Here is a 26597-nt window from a genome sequence, read left to right as displayed (position 1 = left end):
TAGAACCATCGGGACATCCTTATTGTGACCAAACATGACAACCGCCCCCTGACCCTCCGCGATGTGTCTGAGGCGTCGGGCGTGTCGGAAATGACTGTAAGCCGCGTGTTACGCAATCGCGGGGATGTCTCGGACGCCACACGCGCGCGGGTTTTGGAGGCGGCCAAGACTCTGGGTTATGTGCCCAACAAGATCGCTGGGGCGCTTGCCAGTCAACGAGTGAACCTTGTAGCGGTCATCATTCCGTCCATGTCCAATATGGTTTTCCCCGAGGTGATGACCGGGATTAGTCAGATATTGGACGAAACCGGGCTTCAACCTGTGGTGGGGATAACCGGATATATGCCTGAAAAGGAAGAGCAGGTTCTTTATGAAATGCTCTCCTGGCGCCCCTCTGGTGTGATCATCGCAGGGCTGGAACATTCCGATGCGAGCCGAGCGATGCTGCGCGCCGCGGGCATACCAGTGGTTGAGATCATGGATGTGGACGGCACGCCGGTAGACTCGGTTGTGGGCATCTCGCATCGCCGAGCGGGTCAACAGATGGCGCAGGCGATCCTGAAGGCGGGGTATGAGCATATCGCCTTTCTGGGCACCAAGATGTTGCTTGATCACCGGGCGCGCAAACGGTTCGAAGGGTTCACTGAGACCCTGGCCAAGGCGGGTGTCGAGATTGAAGACAGCGATTTTTATTCGGGCGGATCCGCTCTGGCGAAAGGCCGCGAGATGACGCGCGATGTGCTGAACCGAAGCCCAGACCTCGACTTTATCTATTATTCGAACGATCTGATCGGTGCGGGCGGGCTGCTCTATCTCATTGAGCAGGGCGTCGATATCCCCAAAGAGATGGGCCTTGCCGGGTTCAATGGGGTGAACCTGTTGCGAGGCTTGCCACAGGAACTGGCCACGATGGATTCTTGTCGGTTGGAAATTGGCCGTCGCGCTGCCGAGATCATTATCGAGCGATCAGGGTCTGAAACCCCGCAAGACCCCAAGCGGATCGTACTTGAGCCAAAGATCACCTACGGCGATACGTTGCGCGTTCGATAGGCTTTTCCCGGTATTGACGACCTGAGGATGTCGCAGACAGGCAAGACCTGATGCTGCGCATGACCACGATGTGGCGAAGCGTGTAGATGATCCAAAGGAGACGATCATGAAAGTAGGGTTCATTGGCCTCGGCAATGTGGGGGGTAAGCTGAGCGGATCGCTGTTGAGAAACGGCGTGGACCTTATGGTGCATGATCTGAATGCCGATCTTGTCGATGCGGCGATTGCCAAGGGCGCGCAACGCGGGGAAAGCCCGGCGCAGATGATGCGCAACTGCGACGCGGTGATCACCTGTTTGCCAAGCCCTGCGGCCTCCGACGCCGTCATGCAAGAGATGCTGCCCGAGGTCGGCCCTGGCAAAATCTGGATGGAGATGTCCACCACGGATGAGGCCGAGGCCAAACGGCTGGGCGCTTTGGTGATTGAAAAAGGTGGTGCTGCGGTGGATTGCCCGGTTTCGGGTGGCTGTCACCGGGCGGATACCGGCAATATCTCGATTTTTGCGGGATGTGACCGCGAGACGTTTGAGCGGATCCTGCCGTTCCTGACCAAGATGGGCCGCCGCATCCTGCATACTGGTGATCTGGGCAGTGCCTCTGTGCTCAAGGTGATCACCAATTATCTGGCCACGGCCAACCTGATCACCTGCTGCGAGGCGCTGGTCACGGCCAAAGCGGCGGGGATGGACCTCAACACCACTTATGAGGCGCTCAAGATCAGCTCTGGAACTTCCTTCGTGCATGAAACCGAAAGTCAGGTCATTCTGAATGGCAGCCGGGACATTTCTTTCACCATGGATCTGGTGAAGAAGGATATTGGCCTGTTCCAAGAGGTGGCCGACCGCGCCGGTGTGCCGCTTGAGATGAACCCGTTGATGATGAAAATCTTTGATGATGGCATCGAACGTTACGGGCCAAGAGAGCTTTCTCCCAACATTATCCGCCGATTGGAAGATTCCACCGGTCTCGATATTCGCGCGCCCGGCTTTCCGCCCGAGATGGTCGATGATGAACCCGAAGAGCCAGGATATGAAGTGATCCCGCAGGGTCGTTAACGGGTTAAGTTTAGGCTTCCCTTCCTCTTGAGAATCTCCTATACGCCCGCATCCGCCACCGATATGGCGGTGTTCTCCATAGGACCTTGCTGGACGACATCCCGGCTTGCGCCCTCAACCCTTTGACGAAAAGGAGATCCCGATGTCGATCACGGCCGAAGAAAAAGCCAAGGTGATGAAAGAGTTTGCAACCAAGGAAGGCGACACAGGTTCGCCCGAAGTACAGGTTGCCATTCTGACCTCACGCATCACCACGCTGACAGAACATTTCAAGACCCATAAGAAGGACAACCACGGCCGCCGTGGCCTTCTGAAAATGGTCGCACAGCGCCGCAAGCTGCTGGATTATCTCAAAGCGAAAGAAGAGGCGCGCTACACCGACCTCATCAAGCGCCTCGGTATCCGCCGCTAAACGCCGCGCATACGCTAGATCAATCGCACCCATTCGGGTGCGATTTTTCGTTTGGCCTGGCATGATTGATGACCGGTGGTTTGGAGTTACTTGACTCTTTCGTCTGTTTGTCTATTATTTCTGTTATGACAGAAACTACCGATATAACCGATTCTTCTGCAAAATCGAAGTTTATCCTCTACTGGGGCGATATGGGCAGTCAGTGGGGCGTGAACCGTTCGGTCGCGCAAATCCATGCGCTGCTCTTTCTGAGCGAAGCCCCAATGAATGCCGAGCAGATATCAGAGGAGTTGGGCATCGCCCGGTCAAACGTCTCCAATTCGTTGAAGGAGCTCGTTGGTTGGCGCTTGATCCGCCGCGTGCCAGTTGCGGGAGACCGCCGCGAACATTTTGTGGCGGAGGCTGACGTCTGGGAAATGGCGATGCTGATCGCCAAAGGGCGCAAAGAGCGTGAAATCGATCCAGCCATGCGTGCGATAGACATTTGCGTGAAGCAGGCCGTCGATGAACCCGGGTTGCATCCTGTTGCCCTAAGCCGAATGCAGGAAATGCACGATTTTTTGGTGACCGCTGATCGTTGGTCTGACCAGATGTTGAACGTCCCAAAATCCAAACTCTCAATGCTCATGAAAATGGGCGACAAGGTTCTCGCCTTACTCAAAATCGGAAGCAAGAAGACCGAATAGCCGGTCAAAAAAATTTGGACATTTATTTCTCTTTATACAGAAACAACCGACAAGTCAGTACAAGGTGCAAAATGGAACATACTACCCTCTGCAGTCACCCACAGGTTCATCCTGATCACCGTTTTAGGAGTCTGGTTGGCAAGCAAAGTTGGAACGCGTTGCCGTGCAAGGTGCGCGCGCGATTTGGCAAACGACTGTCCGGTGGAGAAAGCATCGTCTACCAGGGAAAGGTCGTTTCCATGCGGATGAATCTGGCGGGGCGGTTATTGGCTCAGATTGCCAGACTGGTTGGCGGTCCCCTGCCTTATGACATGTCTTCGGTGAACCAACCTGCCGTGGTTTCAGTGACCGAAGATCAAGCCGGAAGCGGCCAGTTTTGGATACGGCAATATGGGCGCGCCTCTGGCTTTCCGCAGGTCATCCATAGCTCCAAACGCTTTGCGGGCCCCACCGGGATTGAGGAATATGTTGGCGCAGGCATCGGCATGGCGCTTCGTGTCCGCACAGGTCAGGACCGTCTCTGTTTCGAAAGCGACCACTACTTCCTGCAACTCGGCACCAGAAAACTACGGCTCCCTGCATGGCTTCGCCCCGGTGCGTTGACCATCACACATCAAGGCCTCGGTGATGGCCGGTTTCTCTTTTCCCTCAGTCTTCAGAGCAAGCTGTTTGGCGAGCTGATCCATCAGGACGCAATATTTTCAGATATGGAGGACTAATCATGGACAACCCCATCCTTTGGACACTGATTTCAATTCAGGTTGTTATGGGCGCATTCGACACGCTCGTGCACCACGAGGGCAGCGAGCGCCTTGCCTGGCGCGCGTCTCAGAAAACCGAACTGCGCCTGCACGGAGTCCGCAACTTCTTTTATGCGGTGATCTTCCTTTGCTTTGCCTGGTTGGAGCCCCACGGCGCATTCGCCATAGCGCTGACTTTGATCCTTGCCGTTGAAGTCATGATCACCCTTTGGGATTTTGTCGAAGAGGACATGACCCGCAAACTGCCCGGCAGTGAGCGGATCAATCACACGCTTCTGGCGTTGAACTACGGCGCCATTCTGGCATTGGCCGCGCCTTACCTTTTGGCTTGGTCCTCTCTGCCAACTGGCTTTGTCTTCGTGAACTACGGCTGGTGGAGCGTCATGGCGACATTGTCCGCGATAGGTGTCGGTCTCTTTAGCGCGCGTGATTTGCTTGCCGCGTCCCGAAGTGACCGTCTGAAGCGGGGTGATCCGGCAGAATTGGTGGCCGCCTTACCTCCACGCCAGCATATCCTGGTTACCGGAGGCACAGGTTTTATAGGTCAACGATTGGTCGAGGCATTGGTCGCAGCAGGTCATTTCGTAACCGTTGTCACACGCAATCCTAAAAAAGCGGACATGCTGTCTCATCCCGTGCGCGTCATCGCCGACCTTGATCAGGTTCACAACGCGGATCATTTTGATGCCATCGTAAACCTTGCTGGCGAACCCATCGCAAATGGCCCTTGGACCAGGAAGAAACGTGCCAAAATCATCCAGTCCCGAGTTGATATGACCGACGGACTGAACAAATTGATCCAAAGGCTGGAAAGCAAACCCAAATGCTTGGTCAATGGATCGGCCATTGGATGGTATGGATTGCGCGGCAACGAAGAGCTGTCGGAACAGGCAGGCTCAACACCGGCTTTTGTTCATGACGTGTGCGAGGCATGGGAACGTGCCGCAACTCAGGCCATCCAATATAGCGTGCGTATTGTCCGGCTCCGCATCGGACTTGTTCTTGGCGTCGACGGCGGCATCTTGGCCAAACTGCTCACCCCATTTGAATTTGGTGGCGGGTGTGTCATGGGCGACGGACAACAATGGATGTCGTGGATCGAACAGGACGACCTTGTCCGCGTGATCGCATTTGCGATTGCGAACAAGGCTATCGAAGGTCCCATAAACGCAACCGCGCCGCATCCGGTCCGCAATGTGGAATTCACAAACGCCCTGGCAAAAGTCTTGAAACGCCCGGTTTTTCTGAAAGCGCCACATTGGATACTTGCCACCCTTCTTGGAGATATGGCGCGTGAGACAATGCTAGGCGGTCAACGCGTCGTCCCATCACGATTGCAGAACTATGGTTTTGTCTTCAGGCACCCCCGGCTGGCCCCAATGCTGCGCAAGATTACCGGTGCAAAACCACAGCAGGCCGGAATTGATGCTCACCAGCAACGGATTGCGGCCAAATAAAATGAAGTCATGCAATGGGGTCGTGGCGGAAGTTCGATCATCAAAAGATCGAACGTCTTCCCTATGCCGACGCCCCTAGCCCTCGTTGTTCAACAAGGCCTGCAGACCGGCCCGATAGTCCGGATAGATCAGTTCCACGCCCAGCTCATCCTTGATCCGCGTATTGTCCACGCGTTTGGATTCCGCATAAAACGACCGCGCCATAGGCGTCATATCCGCCGTTTCAAAATCAACTTCAGGCGGCAAAGGCAGACCAAGCAACTCAGCGGCACACCCAATGACATCCTGAGGCGGAGCCGGGTCGTTGTCACAGACATTGTACGCCGTGCCCGGGTTAGGTTTGTTTATAGAGGCTTCCAAAACCTGCGCGATGTCGTCAACGTGAATGCGGCTGAACACCTGACCTTCTTTCACGATCCGCCGCGCTGTGCCTTGCCGCACTTTGGCGAAGGGACCACGCCCTGGGCCATAAATTCCAGCCAGTCGAAAGATGTGCAGCGGCAGGCCCTCGATGGCTTGCCATGCGGCCTCGGCCTCCACCCGCAACTGCCCGCGTCGGGTTGACGGGGTCAACGGTGTGCTTTCATCGACCCAGCCGCCCTGATGGTCGCCATAAACGCCGGTTGTTGAGAGGTACCCTGCCCAATCGAGCCGAGGGGCAAGCGCCGTGATCTCGTTGCGACAGGCATTCAACACCGGGTCGCCATCTTGCCCCGGCCCTGCGGAGATCAGGATATGCGTGGCGCTTTTAAAAGCCTTGCTGAGATCACCGCCGGGCCACACCACAGGATGCACGCCCTCCTCACGCAAGACATCCGCCTTATCCGCCGACCGCGTTGTGCCGTAGATCGTCCAGCCTCGCGGCACCAAACGCCGCGCCAATGCGCGTGCGGAATACCCATGTCCAAAGGACAGCAGCGTTTTACTCATGCCTGATTACTCCAAATCCAGCGGCCGTGACGGAACCCAGGCATAGCCGTTTTCACAAACGATGTATGCCTCGCGCAGCCCGTGCGGCTTGTCCGTCGGTTCCTGCAAAATATACGCCCCGCGCGCCTCGGCCCGTACCACTGCCTCATCGGGGTCCGTTTGATAGAAACGAAACTCGGCACCAGCGCCCCGCGCACCTGCTTCCGGTAATAGCCCCAACAAAGGATTGGCACTGTAAGTGTGATCAGCATGTAACTGCATGACCTCTCCGAAATAGGTCAGAATGGCAAAATCCTGGCTCACGCGATGCGCTTTCAGATGAAAGATATCCTCAAGAAAGGCCACCTGCGCGGTCACATCCCGCACCAGAATATTCAGTCCAATACCTCTGAGCGATGCACCAAAGGCTTCGGCAGATACCGTTTCATAGTCCATCTTGCACATCCCCCAAGATCACGTCGCCCCGGCAACTTGATCACCGCCCGCGCCCGTGTCAACGTACGCCTGCATCCGCATCACATCAGGTCCCTTTATGGTTCATGCCCCCTCCGACACAGCGCGGACACCGCCCGCCTCTGTACCCAAGACATTTTCCGATGCCAAAGCCGCTGTTGCCCATCTCATCACGCTTTATGATGAGGCGACGCAGTTTCTCTGTGAAGAGTTCAAATCCGCCATGTCTCCGCATGGCCCGTCGGGTCGTGTGCGTGCCTATTATCCCGAGATCCGCCTTAGCACGACCAGCTTTGCCAAGATCGACAGCCGTCTCAGTTTTGGCCATCTGGCCGAGCCCGGCACCTACGCCACGACGATCACGCGGCCGCGTCTGTTCCGGCATTACCTGGAACAACAAATTGACCTCTTGATGTGCAATCACGACGTGCCGGTCACCATTCAGATTTCGCAAACGCCCATGCCTGTGCATTTCGCTGTTGCCAATGACACTGGCCTTAGTGTTCCGCAACAAGGGGCTGCTGATTTCACCTTGCGTGACTATTTCGATGTGCCGGAGCTGTCGAGCACCAATGATGACATCGTCAACGGAACCTTTGTTCCAAGCGATGACCAGCCTGGGGCGCTTGCGCCGTTTACGGCACAGCGGGTGGACTATTCTCTGGCGCGGCTGACGCATTATACCGCAACAGATCCCGGCCATTTTCAGAACCATGTGCTGTTCACCAACTATCAGTTCTACGTGGCCGAGTTTGAGGCCTATGCCCGCCACATGCTGGCCGATCCGAACAGTGGCTATGAGAGCTTTGTCGGCCCGGGCAATGCAATGATCACCGACCCAGATGCACCGCTGGCACCCACATCAAAATTGCCGCAGATGCCAAGCTATCACCTGACCCGATCCGATGGCAGCGGAATTACTTTGGTTAATATCGGCGTCGGTCCGTCGAATGCCAAAACCGCCACCGATCATATCGCGGTGCTGCGTCCACATGCGTGGATCATGGTCGGCCACTGTGCAGGCTTACGCAATTCGCAATCGCTCGGGGATTTCGTGCTGGCTCATGCCTACCTGCGCGAGGACGGCGTACTTGACGATGATTTGCCTGCGTGGGTGCCAATCCCCGCGCTGGCGGAAATTCAGATTGCCCTGGAACAAGCCGTCGCCTCGGAAACAGAGCTTGAAGGGTATGACCTGAAACGCGTGATGCGCACCGGAACTGTGGCCAGCTTTGACAACCGCAACTGGGAGCTGCGCGATCAATCCGGGCCGGTTCAGCGCCTCAGCCAGTCACGGGCTATTGCGCTGGATATGGAAAGTGCCACCATCGCGGCAAACGGCTTTCGCTTCCGGGTGCCCTACGGCACATTGCTTTGCGTGTCCGATAAACCCCTGCACGGCGAACTGAAGCTGCCCGGCATGGCATCCGACTTCTACAAAACCCAGGTGTCTCGCCATCTCATGATCGGCATCCGCGCCATGGAGCACCTCAGTCAGATGCCGCTGGAACGTATTCATTCACGAAAACTGCGCAGCTTTGATGAAACGGCGTTTTTGTAGCCTCTAAGTTCAGACGGCAAACAGATGTGCATGTTCATTGGGTGCTGCGATCCAATTGCGTGTCGACAGGTCGGGGCAAATCAGGGTGCCATCACCTCGGTCTTCGCCAACATAGATCGTGTAATCCCGCTCTGAGAAATACGCGGCGCAGGCCTCAAAGGAGTCGCTGTATTCGATCAGCATCACAGGCCGATGCGTGTCGATCGTTTCCGTCAAACCATCCAGTACCACGCGCTCTGCTCCTTCGACATCCAACTTTATTGCAAGCGGTGCGAGACCTTCGTCGTCCCCACGCCGAATTTCGATGTCCACCTGATTGACCGACGTCTCTAAACCGGTTTCGAGGGCAAGCTGAGCACACTGACCTTGCGCCTCATTCTCAAGCAAGGACGCCCGCGTCGTAATCGGAAGACGCCCGGCAACCGGAACATAGATCGTTGTCCGTTCCTGAGATGTCCCAAGACCATAGCCCCGAAAATCAAACCGTTTGCCGATGAACCGGCGTACCCGCTTCAGCTCTGGCCACAGCATCGGGAGCGGCTCATACGACAGGATCTGCGCGTTGGGGCGCAAAAAGAGAGTGCCATCGCGCTCTGTCCACCATTGGCCCCTATGTCGAGGACAAGCTCAACGGGACGTTCCGGTATCCGCACAAACAACCGCAAATCCGGCTCATCCGGCCTGCGCAGTATACGCTGCCAGAGCAACATGGCGCTGCGCATCAAACCGTACACTTCCGGGTTGGATACCTTACTGCGTATAAATCTCGCCAATCGGCGTTTCACGTTTGCCACCCGACTATTCCCCGTTCAATGCGTCGCACGCTAAAACAGAAGCCCGCAGTGGGCAATTCAAGACACATCAGCCTTTGAGATCGCGTCACCCTGCATCTGTATTTGTTTTGAGTGTGAAGGACTGCTCCTCGCCCAGCAGAAGCCTGGCAAATCGCTCCCAGCTCAATTCAGCACTGAATTGCCGTGCTTTTTCGCCCGCTAGATCGGCTTTGGGTCGGTCCAACGCATCAATCTGGGCAGAGAGGGCGTCAACGTCTTCGGGGGGATCAACCACCCCGTCTCGCCGTGTATGACCACTGACGAAAACCCCGGCAAATCGCTGGCAATCACCGCACGGCCGTAGCGATACGCGACTGGTATCACGCCAGATGCCGTCACAGACCGGTAGGGCAACAGGACAACATCAGCCCGATTAAAAAGCTCTGCTGTTTCCGCATCACTGACATGGCGCGGGATGAGCTCAACCTGATCCTCCAGGCCAAGCCGGGTGATATCTTGCCGTGTTTCCTCCTGGCCTTGCCAAAATTCCCCTGCAACGGTGAGGCGTATATCGCGTCGCGCGCTACGCGCCACCGCCTTTATCGCCAGATCGAGTCCCTTATACGGCCGCACAAGACCAAAGAACAAAAGCTCCAACTTCGCCTCTCGCGCGAGCGTGCCCTTCGGATCCGGGAAATCCTCGAAGGTCGGATGCGGAAACACGCGGATCGGTACGTCAGGCCGATGATTTGAAAGCGTCTGTGCAATTGCCTCGTTGTGGGTCACAAAACGATCGGCCTGCGCAAGTTGCCAAAGGCTGAGCCGAGCCTTCCAGCCGGACCCTGTGTGATCGTCGTGGTCAAACGCATTATGCACAATCACACAGCATTCAATTCCGACCCCCCGCAACCTTCGGGCAACCCAGCCCAGCGCTGGCGCAAGAAAGAATGTCCAGGCAGGCAAAACCACCAGATCGGGGTTCCAGGCACAAATCTCCTGCGCAGTTCTACGCCAGCTCCACGGGTTGATCCCGTCCAATGACCAAATGACATCCAAACCGTCCGGTGATTTCCCATCAGGCACTCTTTCCGACTGTCCTGGATACAGCCTTTTGGGATATTGCCGCGAGAAGGACCATATTTTGAGGTCGACGCCTGGGTCTTTAGCCAATGCTAAGGCGACAGCCGCGGTGTGGCGCGCAACCCCGCTGCGGATGGGCGGCACAGGACCGACCACAGCGATACGCCTTTTGGTGGTTGCCGGATCAAATGGCTCTGTTGCCATTTTGCTGCCCTCTCTCGTCAAACTTCGCCGACGATACAGTCCTTGCTCCAAAACGCCATGGGATCACTTTTGCGAATGGCATGTTCCTGGTCGATGTCGTCATATCGCCACGAATACCGCGCAGCACGCGCCGCGCTACGAAAGTGATCTGCCGGTCACTGTAGATGCCATGCCGACGCGCCAAACCTAGAAAAACAAGGCTTTTCGTCATGATTCGCTGTCTGAGCAGATTTGGCGCGAAAGAGGGATTCAACGCATTCAGGCCTCAAACTTCAGTTCGATGGGCAGTTTACTCCCGAAAAACTCCCTAAAACCCGCCGAAAAACCTTATTTTCTTACACTATTTGTTGTGTTCGCCCACAAGATGCAGTTAAATCTGCGGCAGGAGGCCCAAGAAACGGGCAGTTGAAGGAGACCAGAAAATGGCAAAACCAATGACCAAGACACAGCTCGTGACGGCCCTGGCCGAGGAAATGGGCAGCGACAAGAAATCCGCAAGCGGCGCGCTGGATTCACTTATCTCGATCATCACACGCGAAGTATCGGGCGGTGGTGCTGTGACACTTCCAGGTGTCGGCAAAATCTACTGCCGCGAACGTCCGGCGCGGATGGTGCGCAATCCTGCCACGGGCGAGCAGATCCACAAGGACGCTGACAAGGTCGTCAAGATGACCATCGCCAAAGCGCTGAAAGACAGCGTGAACGGCTGATCTTGTAAACATCTGAGTTTTCCGAAAGGGTCGCCCCAGAGGCGGCCCTTTTGATTTTGGACCTGTGACATGGATGTGCGTGCGATCTTGATGGGGCTGGCCTTTGCGGTCATGTGGTCAAGCGCCTTCACCTCTGCCCGGATCATCGTCGCCGCAGCGCCCCCGGTCAGTGCGCTGGCCCTGCGCTTTTTGATCTCGGGCCTGCTCGGCGTCCTCATCGCCCGTGCTTTGGGACAGACTTGGCAGCTCACTCCGGCACAGTGGCGCGCCACGATTGTTTTCGGCATCTGCCAGAACGCGCTCTATCTCGGCCTCAACTTCGTCGCCATGCAAACTGTCGAAGCCTCACTCGCGGCCATCATCGCCTCCACCATGCCGTTGCTGGTTGGATTGGCCAGTTGGGCTGTCTTCAAAGAACGCATCGGCGCACTTGGCTTTGTGGGTCTCGTCGCGGGTGTGATCGGCGTCGGCCTCATCATGGGCTCGCGCCTGCAAGGCGGCGCAGATCTCTATGGCATTGGTCTCTGTGTGGCGGGGGTCATTGCGCTGACCTTTGCCACGCTGTCGGTCAGAGGCGCTACGTCGGGTGGCAATTTCCTGATGATTGTTGGCTTGCAGATGCTTGTGGGAAGCGCTGTACTCGGCGCAGTGGGTGTTGCAACGGAAACCATCGAGGTCGCGTGGTCCTGGCAACTCATCGCGGCCTTTGCTTATACCACGCTCGTTCCCGGTCTCGCCGCAACGCTGGTCTGGTTCTGGCTGGTCAACCGCATCGGCGCGATCAAGGCGGCCACGTTCCACTTCCTGAACCCGTTCCTCGGTGTGGTGATTGCCGCGCTGATCCTTGGTGAAACTTTGCGTCTCTGGGACATCATAGGTGTCACAATTGTGACGCTGGGCATTTTAGCAGTGCAGCTTTCAAGGCAAGCCAAGTCGACCTAGACCCTGCTTCTTTCTTGTCGCAAATAACCTCGCCGAAGGCGTCGGAATTTCCGAAAATTCCGTGTCCTACCCGATCACACCGCGCGGACCATCGCCAACCTGGCCTCGATGCAAGAGCAAATGATCCAGGATCACGCAGGCCATCATCGCCTCGCCCACCGGCACAGCGCGAATGCCGACACAAGGATCATGCCGCCCCTTCGTGACCACCTCGGTCGCGCTGCCATCCATGCGGATGGATTTGCGCGGGGTCAGGATCGAGGAGGTGGGCTTCACCGCAAACCGAACCACAATATCCTGCCCGGTCGAGATACCGCCCAGAATTCCACCCGCATGATTGGAACTGTATTCTGGCCCGTTCGCACCCATGAATATCTCATCGGCGTTGTCGGTCCCCTTGAGACGCGCAGCCGCCATGCCTTCGCCAATCTCAACCCCTTTTACCGCGTTGATCGACATCATGGCCGAAGCCAGATCGGTATCCAACTTGCCATAGACGGGCGCACCCAACCCGGCAGGGGCGCCGCGACAGACAACCTCAATCTCGGCACCCACGGAATTCTGCGCCTTGCGAATGTCCTGAAGATAGGCTTCCCAGTCCGGCACCGCCTTGGCATCGGGCAAGAAGAAATCGTTTCTATCAATCTCGGCCCAGTCAATACACGCCCGGTCAATCTCGACCTCGCCCATACGCGTCATGTACCCCTTGATCTCAAGCCCCGGCGCCAGATCCCGCAGAGCCGCACGCGCCAACCCGCCAGCCGCCACACGCGCCGCCGTTTCACGCGCCGAGCTGCGCCCGCCACCGCGATAGTCCCGAATGCCGTACTTCTGGTGATAGGTGATATCGGCATGGCCGGGGCGGAACGTCTGTGCAATGTCGCCATAATCCTTGCTGCGTTGATCGGTGTTCTCGATCATCAACTGCACGGGCGTGCCGGTCGTTTGCCCCTCAAACACACCCGACAGGATCTTCACCGCATCCGCTTCCTTGCGCTGCGTGGTGAACTTGCTCTGACCCGGGCGGCGCTTGTCGAGAAAGGTCTGGAGAAACGCCTCATCCACTGCCACGCCGGGCGGGCAGCCATCCACCGTCGCACCCAAAGCAGGCCCATGGCTTTCGCCCCATGTCGTAACACGAAAGAGATGTCCGAATGTGTTGAGGCTCATGCCCGATCTCCTTTGACGGATGGACTTAGCCGGGCGCAGCACCCGCCTCAAGCAATTTCGCCGAACGCGCCCGAATGCCGCGCGCGGCGATGCAAGCGTGCAAACCTCGCACGGCCTAGCAGAACGATGAAAAACCTGTGTCGAATACCGAATTCACACTTCGCGAATCGGTTTCTATTGACCGCTTCGAATCACTTCGCCTATACAAAATGAACGTGGGAGGATCATATGACCGCGCTGGAGCTTTCAAAGCCTTGCGAGCATGTCACTCATCTTCCCGACATATGCAGGTGATGATCTTTATGGCTTTGTTCTTATTTGTATTTTGTATCGCGCTTGCATATTCCACCGCATCATTGACCCATCCAAGTTGCATAGCAGACACCCGTCTTTCTCAGGCGCGCCTCTGCAAGCAAAACTGACAATCACGCACACACGGCAGGACTGACTGAGGGGCCGAACCAACGGCCCCCTTTCATTTGTTCATCTCGCCATCAGTCTGCTGAGCACCATGGCCAACAGTTCTCTGCGCCCTATATAAATTGAAGGCCGACTGCTTTGGCCGACGGTTTTTTTGAAAAAGTCGATTTGTAATTGATGTTTGGAGTTTGCGTATGGGGTTCGGTGTTTGGACCACTGTTGCCGATCAATCTGGGGGGCGCGACAATAATTTCAACCTGTTGCGCATGCTGGCCGCATTAGGTGTCTTGGTCTCCCATTCCATTCCTGTCACCGGGGGGCCTGATGCCCCGCAGATTTTAGAAGGCACACTCAAAGGAGTGACACTAGGGGATGCCTGCGTACTCATCTTTTTTGCCGTATCTGGATTTTTCATCACCCAAAGTTTCGACCGAAGCCGAAGCCTGGTCTCGTTTGTCACAAACCGTGTACTGCGCATTTTTCCTGCACTTTTGGTGATGCTGACACTTACAGTTCTGGCGGCCGGACTTTGGGTCACTATGACCCGTGATCTTACTTTCTGGTCAGAGGGCCTGTCTTACCTGCTACGCAATCTGCTGCTCTTCTTTTCTGCGCCTAACTTGCCCGGTGTGTTTGAGAGCCACCCGTTCAGCCCAATTGTCAACAGCTCACTCTGGACCTTGTCATACGAGGTAATTTGCTATGGGTTTGTTCTGATATGCGGTGTGATGGGTCTTTTTTCAGGCCCACGCATATTTCTCATCGTGCTGAGCCTCTTCGCAGCAGCGCTTGGCATCAAGGCAAGCATGGATTTAGGCACACGTTTTGAAACCACCTTGTACCTCGGCCTGCCCTTTGTAATCGGCATGACGGTCTATGTCTGGCGCGCATATGTACCACTCACGTTTTGGTTGGTCGCAGTCCTGGCTGTCCTCACAACCCTCCTTCGCAATACTGAGCTCTTTTTGCCTATGCTAATCGTCGCGCTTAGCTATGGCAGCATCCTGTTAGGCTTTGCCTCCCTGCCAAAGCTGAAGGCTTACAATCGTCTGGGGGATTATTCTTACGGGACTTATATTTACGCATTCCCACTTCAACAGACCGGCTTTGCCTTGGGCTTCTCCGATCCACTTTCGAATGTGATCTTTGCACTGCCTTTGGCGGTTTTCTGCGCCGTGTTGTCCTGGCATGCTGTGGAACATCCTGCACTTGGCCTAAAACGCTGGATTGCCGCGCCTCGCCCTGCATGATCTTGGCCGTCTTTACGTTGCAGCCGACCGAAATGCCGCATCCAGCCCTTCAGCCACCTTGTCCACATCCTGCAACGACAAACACATCGGCGGCACCATCCGCAGGCAGGACCGGTGCGGCCCGGATTTTGACAGGATCAGCCCAGCGTCGCGGGTCTTTTCAAACACCGCCGCTGTGACATCTTCATCAGGTTCCTTGGTCTTGCGGTCCTTCACCATCTCAATGGCCAGCATCAAACCCCGGCCGCGCACATCCCCGATGGCGGCATGTTTGTCTTTCAACCCGTGAAGCCGCTCCAGAAGCGCTGCGCCCACCTCCCGCGCATTCTCCTGCACCTTGTCGCGCCGGATCACCTCAAGCACAGCCCGGCCCGCGGCGCAGCTTGTGGGATTGGCCCCATAGGTGTGGAACATGAACTTCTCGGCCATCGGTGCGGCAACAGCCTTCTTCGCCACAACGGCTCCCAAAGGGAACCCGTTGCCGATCCCCTTGGCCATCACCACGACGTCCGGCACCACCCCATCGGCCTCAAAGCCCCACATGTGGTCGCCCGTGCGACCAAAGCCCGACTGCACCTCATCAGCAATGTAAAGCCCGCCCGCCGCGCGCACACGTTCGGCGGCTCCTGACATATATCCCTTGGGCATCTCAATGATCCCGCCATAGCCCTGCACGCTTTCCACAAGCATGCCCGCGACCTTGCCAGTAGTCGCGGTGGCAATCGCGCGCTCAATCTCATCGAGATAAGACGCAGCCCCCGCATTCTCACCAAAAATCCCGCGATACTGGTTAGGCTCGGGCACAAACGCCACATGCCCCGGCATGCCCGGATGCCGCCAGCCTGCAATTCCCGTCACGGACTGCGCCGCCGCTGTGGGGCCATGGTAGGACGTGCGCAGCGCCAGAAGGTCAAGGTTGCCCGTATAGGTTCGCGCCATGGTCATCGCCAGATCAATCGCCTCGGCGCCGGAATTGGTGAAATGCACAACCCACTCTTCCTCCTTGGGCATGGTCGCCGCCAGTTCTTCGGCCAGATGGGCGGGCGTTGGGTGATAGAACATCGTGGTGCAATGGGTCAGTGTCTGCGCCTGCTCGGTTGCCGCTTTGACCACATCAGGGTGCGAATGGCCTACCGAGATACAGACATTCATGCCTAGAAGGTCGATGTATTTGCGATCCTCGGCATCCCAGAGGTATTGCATCGATCCGCGTTTGAAGACCATCGGCTCTTTGAAAGGAACGAATTTTGACTGCGAAGCGGCGTAGTATTGCGCCCGCCGCGCGGCAGTGGCCTCAATCGACCAATCGGTTTTGATCATTGTTTCATCCTTTCATTGTCAGGGTCATAGGGCGCACAGTCCTGAATACGCGCCGCGCGCCTTTGCCCAAGAATTTCCACGCTCAAACCATCCCGCGCCGAGGCATCACGCAGATAGGCCAGCGCCAGAACCTTGCTGGTGCGGTGGCCATACGCCCCCGAGGTCACGACGCCGACACTGCGCGCGCCCTGCCACAGGCTATGGGCATGAAACGGGTCCACGTCGCCTCCCTCAATCTCAAGCAGGACCATGTCCCAGGGTGCGTTACCCTGCCGTGCCAGCATCGCATCACGGCCCACAAAGTCGCGCCCCGCAGGGCGCACCAGATATCCCAGCGCCGCCTCCAGCGGGCTGCGCTCAGTGGTCAGGTCACTGCCCCAGGCGCGATATCCCTTCTCAAGCCGCATCGCATTGGCGGCATAGGCCCCGTAGAGGCCAATGTCATACGGCTGACCCGCTGTTTCCAGAGTCTCGAACAGGGCCATCGCATGGTCGCGCGCAACATGCAGCTCCCACCCAAGCTCGCCGACATAAGACACGCGCAGCGCCCGCACCGGAACACCCGCCACGGTGATCTCCTGTACGCTCAGCCACAGGCCCAGATCGTCATCTGTCAGCGCCGCCAGAACGTCCCGCGATTTTGGGCCCATGAGACCAATGACCGCCAAATCCTCTGTCCGGTTGACGATCTCAACATCCATCCCTCTGGCCCGGGCGCGGAGCAGATCGAAATCCATCTCTTCTGCCGCCGCCGCCGAGGTGAGGTAGGCTTGTGTCTGGCTCAGCGCCGCAACGGAAAACTCCGCCAAGACACCGCCCGTCGGGGTCAGCGCATGGGTCAACCCGATGCGCCCCGGCTTGGGCGCGCGGTTGGTCCCAAGCTGATCCACAAAAAGCTGCGCATCCGGCCCGGTGACTTCAAACTTGGAAAACACCGACAGATCGGCCAACGCCACGCGTTCTGCGACGGCCTTGCATTCCTGTCCCACAGGGGCAAACCAGTTGGCCCGGCGGAATGTTTCCTCTGCCTCTGCGCCCGGCGCATCCGCAAACCAGTTGGGCCGCTCCCAACCATAGGCCGCGCCCATCACAGCGCCACGTTCGATCATCAGATCATGCAGCGGAGACTTGCGAAGGTCCCGCCCCGCAGGACGTTCTTCATGCGGATAGTGCACCCCAAATTGAAGCCCGAAACACTCCACCGCCTTGGCAATGCGATAGTCTCGGTCCGCCCATTTGCCAAACCGGCGCGGGTCCACGGCCAAGGCATCCATCGGCGGCGCGCCATGGGTCATCCAATGGGACAGAAACTTGCCCGCGCCGCCGCCTTCCATCACCCCCATGGAGGATCCCGTCAGCAGCCAGGCATTCTCGACCCCATGTGCTGGACCAATCAGAGGGTTGGCATCCGGGCTAAAGGTGATCGGCCCGTTGATGACGGTTTTCACACCACCCTCACCCAGCGCAGGAATGCGCGCCATGGCCGCCGCGATGATATGTTCCACGCGGTCTAGATCAGGCGGCATGAGGTCGGCACCAAACTCCTCCGGCACCCCATCGGGCGACCAGACCTGCGCCTCGCGTTCATACGGCCCCAGGATCAACCCATCCCGTTCCTGTCGCACATACCAGCTTTCCTCGGGATCGCGGATGATCGGCAACTCTGGCAATCCTTGCGCTTGTCGCTCAGCCACAGCCTCCACCTTGTCGGTCACCAGATACTGGTGCAGCACCGGTACCGAGGGCACGTTGACCCCCATCATCTGGCCAATCTCAAAGCCCCAGGTCCCTGCCGCGTTGACAACATGCTCAGCTTGAAACGTGCCCTTCTCGGTCTCCACGACCCATAGACTGTCCTCGCGCCTGATCGCGCGCACCGGGCAGTACCGTTTGATTGTACCGCCGCCCTGAACCGCTATCTGCGCCATCGCGTTGGTGGCGAGGCTCGGGTCTACATGGCCGTCGTCAGGCTCGTAAATCCCGCCAATCAGCCCGTCGAGCTGCGTCAAAGGGTGAAGTTCAACAATCCGCTCCGGCGTCAGGATGTCCAGCGGATACCCCGTGAAGGCCGACAGACCAGCCACATGACGAAATTCATCCATCCGTTCGGGATTGCGCGTGATTCGCATGGCTCCAGACGGGTGAAAACCACAGGATTGCCCGGTCTCTTCAGGCAGGATGTCCCGGTATAGCCGCACTGATGTGGCACGCAGCTCTTGGATGGGGGCGTTATGGGCAAAATGCGTGCAAAGCCCCGCCGCATGCCAGGTCGAGCCATGGGTGAGGTCGTTCTTCTCCAGCAAGAGCACATCCCGCCAGCCCTCTTTGACCAGATGGTAGAGTAGCGAACAGCCCATCGCCCCGCCGCCAATGATGATGACTTGCGCGTCACTCATGCCCGCATCCTTTTGCCATCCGGGTCATACGGCGGACGCCTGAGCCGCTTTGCGGTAAAGCGCAGGTTGGCAACTTCGATCTCAAACGGTCCCTCCGCCGTGCGCTCAATCATGCCAAAGCAGAGGTCCAACCCAGTGCGCGGCCCCCGTCCGCCTGAGGTGGTCAGGCCTACCACGCAACCGCCACTCCAGATCGGTTCGTCATGCAGCAGAAGCGGGCTGCCTTCGACCTGAAAGAGGGCGAGCTGTTGAGCGACACCATGGGCCTTTTGCGTCTCCAGTGCCGTTTTGCCGGTAAAGTCCTTGGACCAGTCGATGGTAAAATCCAAGCCCGCCTCAAGCGGCGTAACATCTGGCCCAATATCATGCCCCCAATGTTTGAAGCCTTTCTCAATGCGACAGCCATCCAGCGCGTAGTGCCCCATGGGTTTGGCCCCAGCAACGATGAGGGCGTCGAATACCTGACCTGCTTTGCCGCTTGGGATCGAGAGTTCCCATCCCAACTCGCCCACAAAGCTGAGACGTGTGGCGAGACAGGGCGCGCCCGAGACCAAAACCTCCCGCGCGGTGCCAAACCCAAACCCCTGCCAATCAGCATCTGACACATGGGCAAGCAAGCGACGAGACCCAGCGCCCATTACGCCAATGACAACTTCGGTTTCGGATTGATCCGCAATCTGCACTTCCCAGCCCACCGCGCGTGCGCGCAAAAGCGCCATGTCCCGCCACCGCGTCGCAGCGCCTGACACCAGCCAGAACCGATCCAATGCCAGCCGCGTGATGGTCACATCCGCCTCTATGCCACCCCCGTCGTTCAGGATGGGCGTATAGACTGCTTTGCCAACGGGCACATCCATCTGCGCCGCTGCGTGCATATTGAGAAAGCCCAAGACGTCGGGGCCTTTGATCTCAACCTTGGTAAAGGGCGACAAATCGAGCAATACCACGCCCTGCGCCATCTCTGCCGCTTCACGGGCGGCCATCCCCCACCACGGCTGCGCCCCCACCGCATAGGGCAAATCGCGCTCGGACTCCGCGCGCGCATACCAAAGCCCGCGCTCCCATCCGGCGGTCTGACCGAACACAGCGCCGTGCGCAGCCCAACGGTCATGCAACGCCGAACACCGCATCCCACGCCCCGCCTCGGGTTGTTTGTAGGGCCAATGAAGCGCAAAGAGATCAGCCACCGCCTCTTCCATCCGTGCCGACATATGCGCCGCATCCGCCGCCCGTGGATCGACACGCGCCACATCAACCTCCCATGCATCCCACTCCGGCGCGCCCTCGCTCATCCAGCCCGCCAACAGCCGCCCGATACCTGCCGAAGACATAACGCCCACCGAATTCATCCCCGCCGCCACAAAGAGCCCCGCGACCTCTGGCGCTGGCCCAATCAGTGGCCGTGTGTCATGGGTAAAACTCTCCGGCCCGTTCATGAAATGCTGAACGCCCAACTGCTCCAGTCTCGGCATCAGGTCCAGAGCGGCCTGCATGAATGGCCCAAACTGATCCCAATCCTCTGCCAGTTCCAGAAACGGGCGGTCCCCCTCAGGTCCAAACGCATCCCAGCATTTGGCGTGGGGCTCAAACCCGCCAATGACCAGCTTGCCTGCATCGCCCTTGATGTAAATGCCTGTATCCAGATCGCGGATGACCGGAAAAGGATCGGGCAAATCCGGCATAGGCTCCGTCACCACATACATATGCTCTACCGCTTGCAGTGGCAGGTGCAGCCCGGCACTCGCCGCCAGCGGCTTGGACCACGCCCCGGCACAAATCGCCACTTGATCAGCCTCAATGACCGAGCCATCGGCAAGCTGGACCCCTGTCACACGACCCGTTTTTGTCACGACGCGTTCCACCGCAACACCCTCGCGAATGTCCACGCCCCGCGACTTGGCCGCACGTGCATATGCCATGCAAAGATCCACAGGGTTCACATTGCCATCTTCCGGAACAGACATCACGCCCACATGGGTGCTGAGATCCAGCCCCGGCATGTCCGCCGCGCCTGGCTCAATGATCGCAGGCGACAACCCCGACAGCCGCCCCAGAGCGGCAATCCGGTGAAGCTCATCCATCCGCTCTGACACCCGCGCCAGCCAATATCCCCCGGTGCGCCTATACCCCGTGGCCATGCCTGTCTCATCCTCAAGCGTCGGAAAGAGCGTCAGCGCCTCCATCGCCAGCCGCGTCATATTGGGTGTCGCCCTGAGCGGCCCGACAATCCCCGCCGCGTGCCAGCTCGTTCCAGAGGTCAGGCTGTTGCGCTCCAAAAGCACAACATCGCACACGCCACGCCGGGCCAGATGATAGGCCAGACTGAGCCCATTGGCCCCACCGCCGATGATCACCACCTCAGCCAATCCACCGGTCCCACTGCGCTAGAAAATTCAAATTTTCTAGCCAAATTTCTTGCAAGAAATTTCCTCCAACCAGCACCATCAGAAATACGCGGCCTCGCCGATCTGTTCCTTGGTTTTTGCCATATAGGCCTGCAATTCTTCGTCCACTGCGGGATCAAGACCCGGGTCCTCATAAGCCTCCAGATGTTCTTTCCAAAGTGCATTAGCCCGCTGGCTTGCATCCAATTCCCCGGCTGCGGCCCATTGCTCATAGGAATTGTTGTCGGGCGTCTCTGGCCGGAAGAGTGCCGTGAGAAAATTGGCTTGCGTATGATCCGACCCCAGGAAATGCTGACCCGGCCCGGTGTCAGCGATTGCCGTCATCGCCTGCGCGTTCTCGCTCAGATCAATCCCTTCAAAGAACCGCATCAGCTTGCCACAGAGGTCGGCATCCAGCATGGTTTTCTCAAAACTTGTCACCAGCCCCCCTCCAGCCAGCCCGTGGCGTGATTGATCAGGTTGGCCCCCGCAAACATCGACATAATGAGGCCCCAGGTCGCCTCTTGCTGGCTTTGTGCATCGGGCAGCTTGGACGCCGAAAGCGTGCCCACGGTGTGAAGCGGCACACCCAACCGCCGCGCCAGTTGCCCGGCGGCCAGCACCATCTGACCCGCTTCCGGCGTGCCAAAGGTCGGCGCGCCCGATTGCATCGACATGGTTGAGGCAAATGACCCCATCAGACACGGCGCGCCGGGTTTTATGAGTTGCACAAGCGCCAGGCACGCCATGGCTTCGGCCAGCACCTGCGCCAAGGTTCCGGCCACGGTACAAGGGCTCATTGCACCTGTCAGAACCCAAGGCGTGCAAGCCACGGGTTGCCCCGCGTGGGCGTAGGTTTTCAAAGCGCCCGACATATTGGCATCCATAACCAGCGGCGCATTGGTGTTGGACACGCAATAGAGCACCGGATCGGCGTCCATTCTGTCGCCAAACACAATCCGCGCCATGTCAATCGCGTGGCCCGCCCGCTCTGCCCCGATAAAGGCCCCCATAAAGGGCCGGTCCGAGTGGCGTATATGCGCATAAAGCATATCCAGATGCCGCGTGCTGGCCGGCAAATCCACCGGCTCACAGACAACTCCGCCAGAATGATGCAACCATGGAATGGTCTGATGCAGCTTCACCAGCGTGACAAAATCGTCGTAACTCGCATAGCGCCGCCCCCGATCCAGATCATGCACAAAAGGTGGCCCCCAGGACGGGCAAAGCACTGTTGCCATCCCGCCCATCTGAACTGAATTTTCCGGATTGCGAGCCTGCTGGTTGACCAGTGGTGGCGCCGTCGCCTGAATGGTCTTGCGACAAAACCCCGGCGCGAACCGTACACGGGTGCCGTCTACATCACAGCCCGCTTCGCGAAAGATTTTGAGGATCTCAGGATCGTCATGAAACTCCATACCAGTCTCAGCCAGAATGCAATCCGCATTCGTTTCGATCAGCGCCAGCCCTTCTTCGCTCAGCACCGGCAATGGCCCGATCGCGCGCGTCACATAGGGCGCACGCGGTTGAACCGGGCGTTCCGGCCTACGACGTTTCCGCGATGCATTGGACGATCCTGTCACATCACATCCTCCCGCGTATAGCCTGCGCTCCGCTGCTCTGATCGGTCAATTGACAGATTGCATCATTAGTATTTCTAATACTTCCACCAAGACGGAGCGCATCAATGTCCAAACGCATGTCCACCGACACCAACCTTTTGAAAGCCATGGAGGTTTATGTCGCCTTGGTCGAAACGGGTCAGATGACCGCCGCTGCCCATCTTGTCGGGATGACTCAATCGGCGGCATCACAGCATATCGCCAATCTCGAACGCGCCTATGGCACTACGTTGGTGGACCGCACCACGCGCCCGTTGAAGCCGACGCAAACCGGTGAACTTATGTTCCACCATGCAGCCCGGGTGCTGAATGCTGTCGCCGATCTTTCCTCAGAAATGCGCCATCAGGGGCCACACCCGATCAGCCGGCTGCGTGTGGGCATGCTGGCTTCCATCGCGACCACTCTGACCGTGCCACTGGTCAAGCTTGCCAAGGACACGTTCGGGGTCGAAGACATGACATTGCGTGCCGGTCAAAGCGGCGACCATGAAACGCTTTTGCGCACCAAACAGGCCGATATCGTGATAAGCTCCAATCCCTTTTACGACATGGACGGGCTGGAACGACACTCTGTGCTACAAGAGGCCTTCCTACTTGTACTGCCCGGAGATTATGCCGGGCCACAGGATCGGCTGGACGACATTCTGACCACGCTTCCTCTTGTGCGCTTTGCGGATACGACAAGCGTCGGGCGTCAGACCGAACAGCATCTACGGCGGCTCAAACTGAACATTCCACGCGTTATTCAGGCGGACCGATCCAGCATGGTCACCTCATGTGTAGCCCAGGGGCTTGGCTTTACGCTTCTGACACCGAGCCTCTTGATGGATGGGTTTGTCGAACAAATGCCGCTGCAGGTGCGCCCTCTTCCTGTTGCGGGTCTATCGCGGCGCATCACTGTTGTGGCGCGGGACAAAGAGCTGGGATCGCTGCCATCCCATTTTGCCAAATCCGCACGGCGCAGCATGGTCGATGTGATCAAGGCGCATATGGGACAGGTCGGTCTTGATGCCGTGACCGCACCTGAACCAGCTTAAAAAAGCCCGGGCAAATCGCCCGGGCTCTACATTTTCAGAGTACAAGGATTTCCCTGCTGGTGCTCAGTGCAGCTTGGCCTCGACCTCAGCAATCGCATCATCGATCAGCGACTTGCCCGCGGTCGCCGTCATGTTCTTGGCCACGACGTCCTTGGCAACAGATACCGCAACGGAAACAGCCTGGTCACGCACGTCTTTCACAGCGCTGGCCTCAGCCGAGGCAATCTGATCCTCAGCCGCTTTCACACGGCGTGCAATAGAGACTTCAAGGTCTTTCTTCGCCTGTTCCGCAGCTTCCGCGGCTTCCGCCTTGGCTTGCGTCACGATCCGGTCCGCCTGTTCCTGCACTTCTTTCTGTTTGCGCTCATAGCTCGCCAAAAGGCTCTGCGCCTCTTCGCGCAGGGCGCGGGCTTCATCCAGCTCGGCCTTGATACCCTCGGCGCGTTTATCAAGCATACCACCGAGCAGGGATGGCACCTTGAGATAGAGCAGCACTGCGATGAACAACAGGAAGGAAATCAGCACCACGAAATTCGTGTTGCTCAGCGAAAAGAACGGGCCTTTGGCGGCCAACGCAGGGCTGGCGGCGCTCACGGCAATAAGTGTGGCAATCAACTGTTTCATGGTGATTACCCTTTCAACTTCGCTGTCACAGAGGACGTGATCGACCGCGCATCGGCTTTCACGCCCATGGCAGAGATCAGTTCCTTGGCCGTATCCTTGGCCACATCCTTAACGCTTTCCAGCGCATTGGCACGGATTTCGGCAATCGCCTTTTCACCTTCGGCTGCCTTGGCGGCAATCTCGGCATCCGCCTTGGCGGTGGCCACGTCCAGTTCGGCTCTGATCTCGGCCTTCGTTTCGGCCACGATGTTCTGCGCCTCGGCACGGGCATCCGCCAGCGCCTTGTGATAGGCCTCTTCGGCCTCCTGCGCCTTGACCTTCAAATCTTCGGCAGCGGCCAGGTCATTCGTAATGGTCCCCTGACGCTCGGACAGAACCGCCGCAATCCGCGGCAGCGCAATGCGCGACAGGATGAAAAAGATCACGATGAGCGTAATCACCAGCCAGAAGACCTGATTGCCCATCCATTCGCCGCAGAGCTGCGGCATGCCAATGGCCCCACCACCTGCGTCTACACAGGCGCTGGCTGTGCCGGCTGCATCATGCGTTTCGCTCGCCATTGTCGCGTCCTCCTTGGGAACTTCCGATTACTGAGGGTGAAAGGCCCCGCCTTTCACCCCTGCGTAAGGATTAGCTTCCGTCAGGTTTAGACAGCGAACATCAGCAGAAGGGCAACGAGGAACGAGAAGATCCCCAGCGCTTCCGAGAACGCAATACCGATGAACATGGTTGCGGTCTGGCCACCGGCTGCTGACGGGTTGCGCAGGGCGCCCGACAGGAAGTTCCCAACAACGTGGCCCACACCCACAGCAGCACCGCCCATGCCTGTACAGGCCAGACCAGCACCGATGTATGCACCCATTTGTACGACGTCACCTTCCATTTGATTTCTCCTTACGATGGAATGTCAGTTGTCTCTTTTGCGGGCGAACCCGCGGTTGTTTCGGTAGGGTGGGCAATCCTGCCCACCATCAATGATGCGGATGAAGCGCGTCCTTCAGATAGACGCAGGTCAGGATCGTAAAGACGTAAGCCTGAATAAAGCTCACCAGCACCTCAAGCGCGTAAATCGCTGTGATTGCGATGATCGACAGCGGTGTGACCAAAACACCGATCCAGCCAATCAGGATCATTGGCGCAAAGGCCGCGAACACTTTGATCACCGCGTGACCCGCCATCATATTGCCTGCCAGTCGAATGGAGTGGCTCACCGGGCGCACGAAGTAGGAAATCACCTCAATCAGCGCCAGAACGGGGCGCAACACCAATGGCGCTGAACTGATCCAGAAAACGCCCAGGAACCCGGCTCCATTTTTGACAAAGCCCAGGATCGTCACCGCCAGGAACACCGCCATCGCCATGACCGCTGTGACCGCGATATGGCTTGTTGTGGTGAAAGACCCTGGAATAAGCCCAAGGAAGTTCGAGAAGACGATGAACATGAACAGTGTCATGATGTAAGGGAAGTATGGCAGAGCATCCTTGCCCGCCACGTCCTCAACCATCTTGCGAATGAACCCATACGCCAGCTCGGCAATCGACTGGATCCGCGTCGGGATCGTGGATCGCCCGGATGTACCCAGAACCAGAAGCGCAAAGATCGCCAGAACCGTAAGCGCCATCCAGAACGTCACGTTCGTGACCGTGAACAGCCCAACAGGCCCATCCCCAAAAAGAGGTTTTACAATGAACTGATCCATCGGGTGGAATACCAGTTCTGCGCCGCCTTCTTTTGTGTCTTCCGCCATCTTGCGTCCTCTTATTCGTCGCCCTTACCAGGCGCGTTCGTCTTTGGCGTCTCCGCCTCTTGTGCCTGCTGGATTTCCTGTGCGCTGCGCATCATCGTCTTGATACCGGCCGCCAAACCCAGCAACGTAAACAGAATGAGAAAGATCGGCAGCGTCCCAAAGAGGTAATCCAGCCCATATCCCATTCCAAAGCCGATCCCCAGACCAGCCACCAATTCGATCACCATCCGCCAGGCCTGCTGCGCCTGAGAATAGTGGTTGTCCAGATGGGGCTTTGGCGCGTCCTTTTCTTTAAGCGCCTCGATCCGTCGTTCAAGCTGCTCAAGCTGCTCGCGTCGGTCAGGATCGTCCACGTTTTCCCCTCCGGAACCGTTGTGCATGTGCTATGCGGCAAGGGGGCATGAGTCAACCCGACCCAGTAGAAGGCTAACTACCTGATTCAATATTATTATTTTGGCATGCGTGACTGCGCCGCAGGGGCAACTTCCGGCCATTTCAGGCCAAAGCAATATTCAACCAACTGGTTGATATTCAAAACCACACCGGCTTCTTT

The 26597-nt window shown here is 57.8% G+C and carries 24 protein-coding genes and 1 pseudogene; 11 read left to right on the top strand and 14 right to left on the bottom strand.

Features of this window, described 5'->3' with window-relative positions; translation table 11 throughout:
* The first annotated feature begins 24 nt into the window (after positions 1 to 24).
* The 6 genes from RZ517_RS02385 (at position 25) to RZ517_RS02360 (ending at position 5420) form a co-directional block, all read left to right on the top strand.
* Entirely contained in the window at positions 25 to 1050 is a 1026-nt protein-coding gene (locus tag RZ517_RS02385) for a LacI family DNA-binding transcriptional regulator (protein ID WP_338549897.1), read from the top strand.
* 106 nt (positions 1051 to 1156) lie between these two features.
* Positions 1157 to 2104, top strand: a complete 948-nt coding sequence (locus RZ517_RS02380) for an NAD(P)-dependent oxidoreductase (RefSeq protein WP_338549896.1) — start codon at positions 1157 to 1159, stop codon at positions 2102 to 2104.
* 142 nt (positions 2105 to 2246) lie between these two features.
* Entirely contained in the window at positions 2247 to 2516 is a 270-nt protein-coding gene (rpsO, locus tag RZ517_RS02375) for a 30S ribosomal protein S15 (RefSeq protein WP_317056165.1), read from the top strand.
* A 68-nt stretch (positions 2517 to 2584) separates the two neighbouring features.
* Positions 2585 to 3202: a GbsR/MarR family transcriptional regulator gene (locus RZ517_RS02370; RefSeq protein ID WP_338549895.1), complete on the top strand. Its 618-nt coding sequence runs from the start codon at positions 2585 to 2587 to the stop codon at positions 3200 to 3202.
* 71 nt (positions 3203 to 3273) lie between these two features.
* Positions 3274 to 3921: a DUF4166 domain-containing protein gene (locus RZ517_RS02365; RefSeq protein WP_338549894.1), complete on the top strand. Its 648-nt coding sequence runs from the start codon at positions 3274 to 3276 to the stop codon at positions 3919 to 3921.
* A 2-nt stretch (positions 3922 to 3923) separates the two neighbouring features.
* Positions 3924 to 5420 (top strand): TIGR01777 family oxidoreductase, encoded by a 1497-nt coding sequence (locus RZ517_RS02360; protein WP_338549893.1) that lies wholly within the window; start codon positions 3924 to 3926, stop codon positions 5418 to 5420.
* Positions 5421 to 5495: 75 nt separating this feature from the next.
* Here RZ517_RS02360 and RZ517_RS02355 read toward each other — a convergent pair whose 3' ends face one another.
* Together RZ517_RS02355 and RZ517_RS02350 are read right to left on the bottom strand one after the other, a co-directional pair.
* Positions 5496 to 6350, bottom strand: coding sequence for an SDR family oxidoreductase (locus RZ517_RS02355; protein ID WP_338549892.1), 855 nt, complete (start codon positions 6348 to 6350; stop codon positions 5496 to 5498).
* A gap of 6 nt (positions 6351 to 6356) precedes the next feature.
* The gene (locus RZ517_RS02350) at positions 6357 to 6785 is read right to left on the bottom strand and encodes a glyoxalase (protein ID WP_338549891.1); all 429 of its coding nucleotides are present in this window, start codon (positions 6783 to 6785) and stop codon (positions 6357 to 6359) included.
* 97 nt (positions 6786 to 6882) lie between these two features.
* Here RZ517_RS02350 and RZ517_RS02345 point away from each other — a divergent pair, with 97 nt between their 5' ends.
* A complete protein-coding gene (locus tag RZ517_RS02345; RefSeq protein WP_338549890.1) occupies positions 6883 to 8364 on the top strand; it encodes an AMP nucleosidase in 1482 nt (493 codons plus the stop codon).
* 9 nt (positions 8365 to 8373) lie between these two features.
* On the opposite strand, the gene RZ517_RS02340 is transcribed toward RZ517_RS02345, so the two are convergent.
* Both RZ517_RS02340 and RZ517_RS02335 read right to left on the bottom strand, forming a co-directional pair.
* Positions 8374 to 8895 (bottom strand): FkbM family methyltransferase, encoded by a 522-nt coding sequence (locus RZ517_RS02340; RefSeq protein ID WP_338549889.1) that lies wholly within the window; start codon positions 8893 to 8895, stop codon positions 8374 to 8376.
* Positions 8896 to 9356: 461 nt separating this feature from the next.
* Positions 9357 to 10421, bottom strand: coding sequence for a glycosyltransferase (locus RZ517_RS02335; protein WP_338549888.1), 1065 nt, complete (start codon positions 10419 to 10421; stop codon positions 9357 to 9359).
* 422 nt (positions 10422 to 10843) lie between these two features.
* On the opposite strand from RZ517_RS02335, the gene RZ517_RS02330 reads away from it, so the two are divergent.
* On the top strand, positions 10844 to 11131 hold the full coding sequence (locus RZ517_RS02330) for an HU family DNA-binding protein (RefSeq protein WP_317056175.1): 288 nt from the start codon (positions 10844 to 10846) through the stop codon (positions 11129 to 11131).
* 69 nt (positions 11132 to 11200) lie between these two features.
* Positions 11201 to 12073 carry a DMT family transporter gene (locus RZ517_RS02325; RefSeq protein WP_338549887.1) on the top strand — a complete coding sequence of 291 codons (873 nt, stop codon included), beginning with the start codon at positions 11201 to 11203 and terminating at the stop codon, positions 12071 to 12073.
* Positions 12074 to 12139: 66 nt separating this feature from the next.
* Here RZ517_RS02325 and aroC read toward each other — a convergent pair whose 3' ends face one another.
* Positions 12140 to 13243, bottom strand: a complete 1104-nt coding sequence (gene aroC, locus RZ517_RS02320; RefSeq protein WP_338549886.1) for a chorismate synthase — start codon at positions 13241 to 13243, stop codon at positions 12140 to 12142.
* 614 nt (positions 13244 to 13857) lie between these two features.
* Here aroC and RZ517_RS02315 point away from each other — a divergent pair.
* A complete protein-coding gene (locus tag RZ517_RS02315; RefSeq protein ID WP_338549885.1) occupies positions 13858 to 14913 on the top strand; it encodes an acyltransferase family protein in 1056 nt (351 codons plus the stop codon).
* Between the two features lie 12 nt (positions 14914 to 14925).
* On the opposite strand, the gene RZ517_RS02310 is transcribed toward RZ517_RS02315, so the two are convergent.
* The 4 genes and pseudogenes from RZ517_RS02310 to RZ517_RS02295 form a co-directional block, all read right to left on the bottom strand.
* Positions 14926 to 16233: an aspartate aminotransferase family protein gene (locus tag RZ517_RS02310; RefSeq protein ID WP_338549884.1), complete on the bottom strand. Its 1308-nt coding sequence runs from the start codon at positions 16231 to 16233 to the stop codon at positions 14926 to 14928.
* Positions 16230 to 18629 carry a GcvT family protein gene (locus RZ517_RS02305; protein WP_338549883.1) on the bottom strand — a complete coding sequence of 800 codons (2400 nt, stop codon included), beginning with the start codon at positions 18627 to 18629 and terminating at the stop codon, positions 16230 to 16232. The genes RZ517_RS02310 and RZ517_RS02305 overlap by 4 nt, the downstream gene beginning before the upstream one ends.
* Positions 18626 to 20986 carry a GcvT family protein gene (locus RZ517_RS02300; protein ID WP_338551212.1) on the bottom strand — a complete coding sequence of 787 codons (2361 nt, stop codon included), beginning with the start codon at positions 20984 to 20986 and terminating at the stop codon, positions 18626 to 18628. The genes RZ517_RS02305 and RZ517_RS02300 overlap by 4 nt, the downstream gene beginning before the upstream one ends.
* A gap of 87 nt (positions 20987 to 21073) precedes the next feature.
* Positions 21074 to 22524: pseudogene (locus RZ517_RS02295) on the bottom strand (trimethylamine methyltransferase family protein).
* Positions 22525 to 22700: 176 nt separating this feature from the next.
* Here RZ517_RS02295 and RZ517_RS02290 point away from each other — a divergent pair.
* Positions 22701 to 23672 (top strand): LysR family transcriptional regulator, encoded by a 972-nt coding sequence (locus RZ517_RS02290; RefSeq protein WP_338549882.1) that lies wholly within the window; start codon positions 22701 to 22703, stop codon positions 23670 to 23672.
* A 63-nt stretch (positions 23673 to 23735) separates the two neighbouring features.
* Here the strand turns inward: RZ517_RS02290 and RZ517_RS02285 are convergent, their stop codons facing one another.
* The 5 genes from RZ517_RS02285 to RZ517_RS02265 all read right to left on the bottom strand — a co-directional run bounded on the left by RZ517_RS02285 (position 23736) and on the right by RZ517_RS02265 (position 26397).
* Positions 23736 to 24296, bottom strand: a complete 561-nt coding sequence (locus RZ517_RS02285) for a F0F1 ATP synthase subunit B (protein ID WP_338549881.1) — start codon at positions 24294 to 24296, stop codon at positions 23736 to 23738.
* 5 nt (positions 24297 to 24301) lie between these two features.
* On the bottom strand, positions 24302 to 24856 hold the full coding sequence (locus RZ517_RS02280; RefSeq protein ID WP_338549880.1) for a F0F1 ATP synthase subunit B': 555 nt from the start codon (positions 24854 to 24856) through the stop codon (positions 24302 to 24304).
* An 86-nt stretch (positions 24857 to 24942) separates the two neighbouring features.
* Positions 24943 to 25179 carry a F0F1 ATP synthase subunit C gene (locus RZ517_RS02275; RefSeq protein ID WP_085799500.1) on the bottom strand — a complete coding sequence of 79 codons (237 nt, stop codon included), beginning with the start codon at positions 25177 to 25179 and terminating at the stop codon, positions 24943 to 24945.
* Between the two features lie 88 nt (positions 25180 to 25267).
* Entirely contained in the window at positions 25268 to 26044 is a 777-nt protein-coding gene (locus RZ517_RS02270) for a F0F1 ATP synthase subunit A (protein WP_338549879.1), read from the bottom strand.
* Between the two features lie 11 nt (positions 26045 to 26055).
* Entirely contained in the window at positions 26056 to 26397 is a 342-nt protein-coding gene (locus RZ517_RS02265; protein ID WP_338549878.1) for an AtpZ/AtpI family protein, read from the bottom strand.
* Positions 26398 to 26597 lie beyond the last annotated feature (200 nt).

The organism is Roseovarius sp. S88 (assembly GCF_037023735.1).
In the GTDB taxonomy this organism is placed as follows: domain Bacteria; phylum Pseudomonadota; class Alphaproteobacteria; order Rhodobacterales; family Rhodobacteraceae; genus Roseovarius; species Roseovarius phycicola.
Note: the sequence above shows the minus strand (reverse complement) of the source record. Positions and strands in the feature narration are given on the sequence as shown.

Bases quoted from the DNA above. Each gene is read 5' to 3' on its own strand.
- RZ517_RS02325 (WP_338549887.1), top strand. From the start codon at position 11,201: ATGGATGTGCGTGCGATCTTGATGGGGCTGGCCTTTGCGGTCATGTGG.
- RZ517_RS02330 (WP_317056175.1), top strand. From the start codon at position 10,844: ATGGCAAAACCAATGACCAAGACACAGCTCGTGACGGCCCTGGCCGAG.
- RZ517_RS02350 (WP_338549891.1), bottom strand. From the start codon at position 6,785: ATGGACTATGAAACGGTATCTGCCGAAGCCTTTGGTGCATCGCTCAGA.
- RZ517_RS02340 (WP_338549889.1), bottom strand. From the start codon at position 8,895: ATGCTGTGGCCAGAGCTGAAGCGGGTACGCCGGTTCATCGGCAAACGG.
- RZ517_RS02335 (WP_338549888.1), bottom strand. From the start codon at position 10,421: ATGGCAACAGAGCCATTTGATCCGGCAACCACCAAAAGGCGTATCGCT.
- RZ517_RS02305 (WP_338549883.1), bottom strand. From the start codon at position 18,629: ATGAGTGACGCGCAAGTCATCATCATTGGCGGCGGGGCGATGGGCTGT.
- RZ517_RS02275 (WP_085799500.1), bottom strand. From the start codon at position 25,179: ATGGAAGGTGACGTCGTACAAATGGGTGCATACATCGGTGCTGGTCTG.
- RZ517_RS02310 (WP_338549884.1), bottom strand. From the start codon at position 16,233: ATGATCAAAACCGATTGGTCGATTGAGGCCACTGCCGCGCGGCGGGCG.
- RZ517_RS02285 (WP_338549881.1), bottom strand. From the start codon at position 24,296: ATGAAACAGTTGATTGCCACACTTATTGCCGTGAGCGCCGCCAGCCCT.
- RZ517_RS02345 (WP_338549890.1), top strand. From the start codon at position 6,883: ATGGTTCATGCCCCCTCCGACACAGCGCGGACACCGCCCGCCTCTGTA.
- RZ517_RS02355 (WP_338549892.1), bottom strand. From the start codon at position 6,350: ATGAGTAAAACGCTGCTGTCCTTTGGACATGGGTATTCCGCACGCGCA.
- RZ517_RS02360 (WP_338549893.1), top strand. From the start codon at position 3,924: ATGGACAACCCCATCCTTTGGACACTGATTTCAATTCAGGTTGTTATG.
- RZ517_RS02370 (WP_338549895.1), top strand. From the start codon at position 2,585: ATGACCGGTGGTTTGGAGTTACTTGACTCTTTCGTCTGTTTGTCTATT.
- RZ517_RS02380 (WP_338549896.1), top strand. From the start codon at position 1,157: ATGAAAGTAGGGTTCATTGGCCTCGGCAATGTGGGGGGTAAGCTGAGC.
- RZ517_RS02280 (WP_338549880.1), bottom strand. From the start codon at position 24,856: ATGGCGAGCGAAACGCATGATGCAGCCGGCACAGCCAGCGCCTGTGTA.
- aroC (WP_338549886.1), bottom strand. From the start codon at position 13,243: ATGAGCCTCAACACATTCGGACATCTCTTTCGTGTTACGACATGGGGC.
- rpsO (WP_317056165.1), top strand. From the start codon at position 2,247: ATGTCGATCACGGCCGAAGAAAAAGCCAAGGTGATGAAAGAGTTTGCA.
- RZ517_RS02270 (WP_338549879.1), bottom strand. From the start codon at position 26,044: ATGGCGGAAGACACAAAAGAAGGCGGCGCAGAACTGGTATTCCACCCG.
- RZ517_RS02315 (WP_338549885.1), top strand. From the start codon at position 13,858: ATGGGGTTCGGTGTTTGGACCACTGTTGCCGATCAATCTGGGGGGCGC.
- RZ517_RS02290 (WP_338549882.1), top strand. From the start codon at position 22,701: ATGTCCAAACGCATGTCCACCGACACCAACCTTTTGAAAGCCATGGAG.
- RZ517_RS02365 (WP_338549894.1), top strand. From the start codon at position 3,274: ATGGAACATACTACCCTCTGCAGTCACCCACAGGTTCATCCTGATCAC.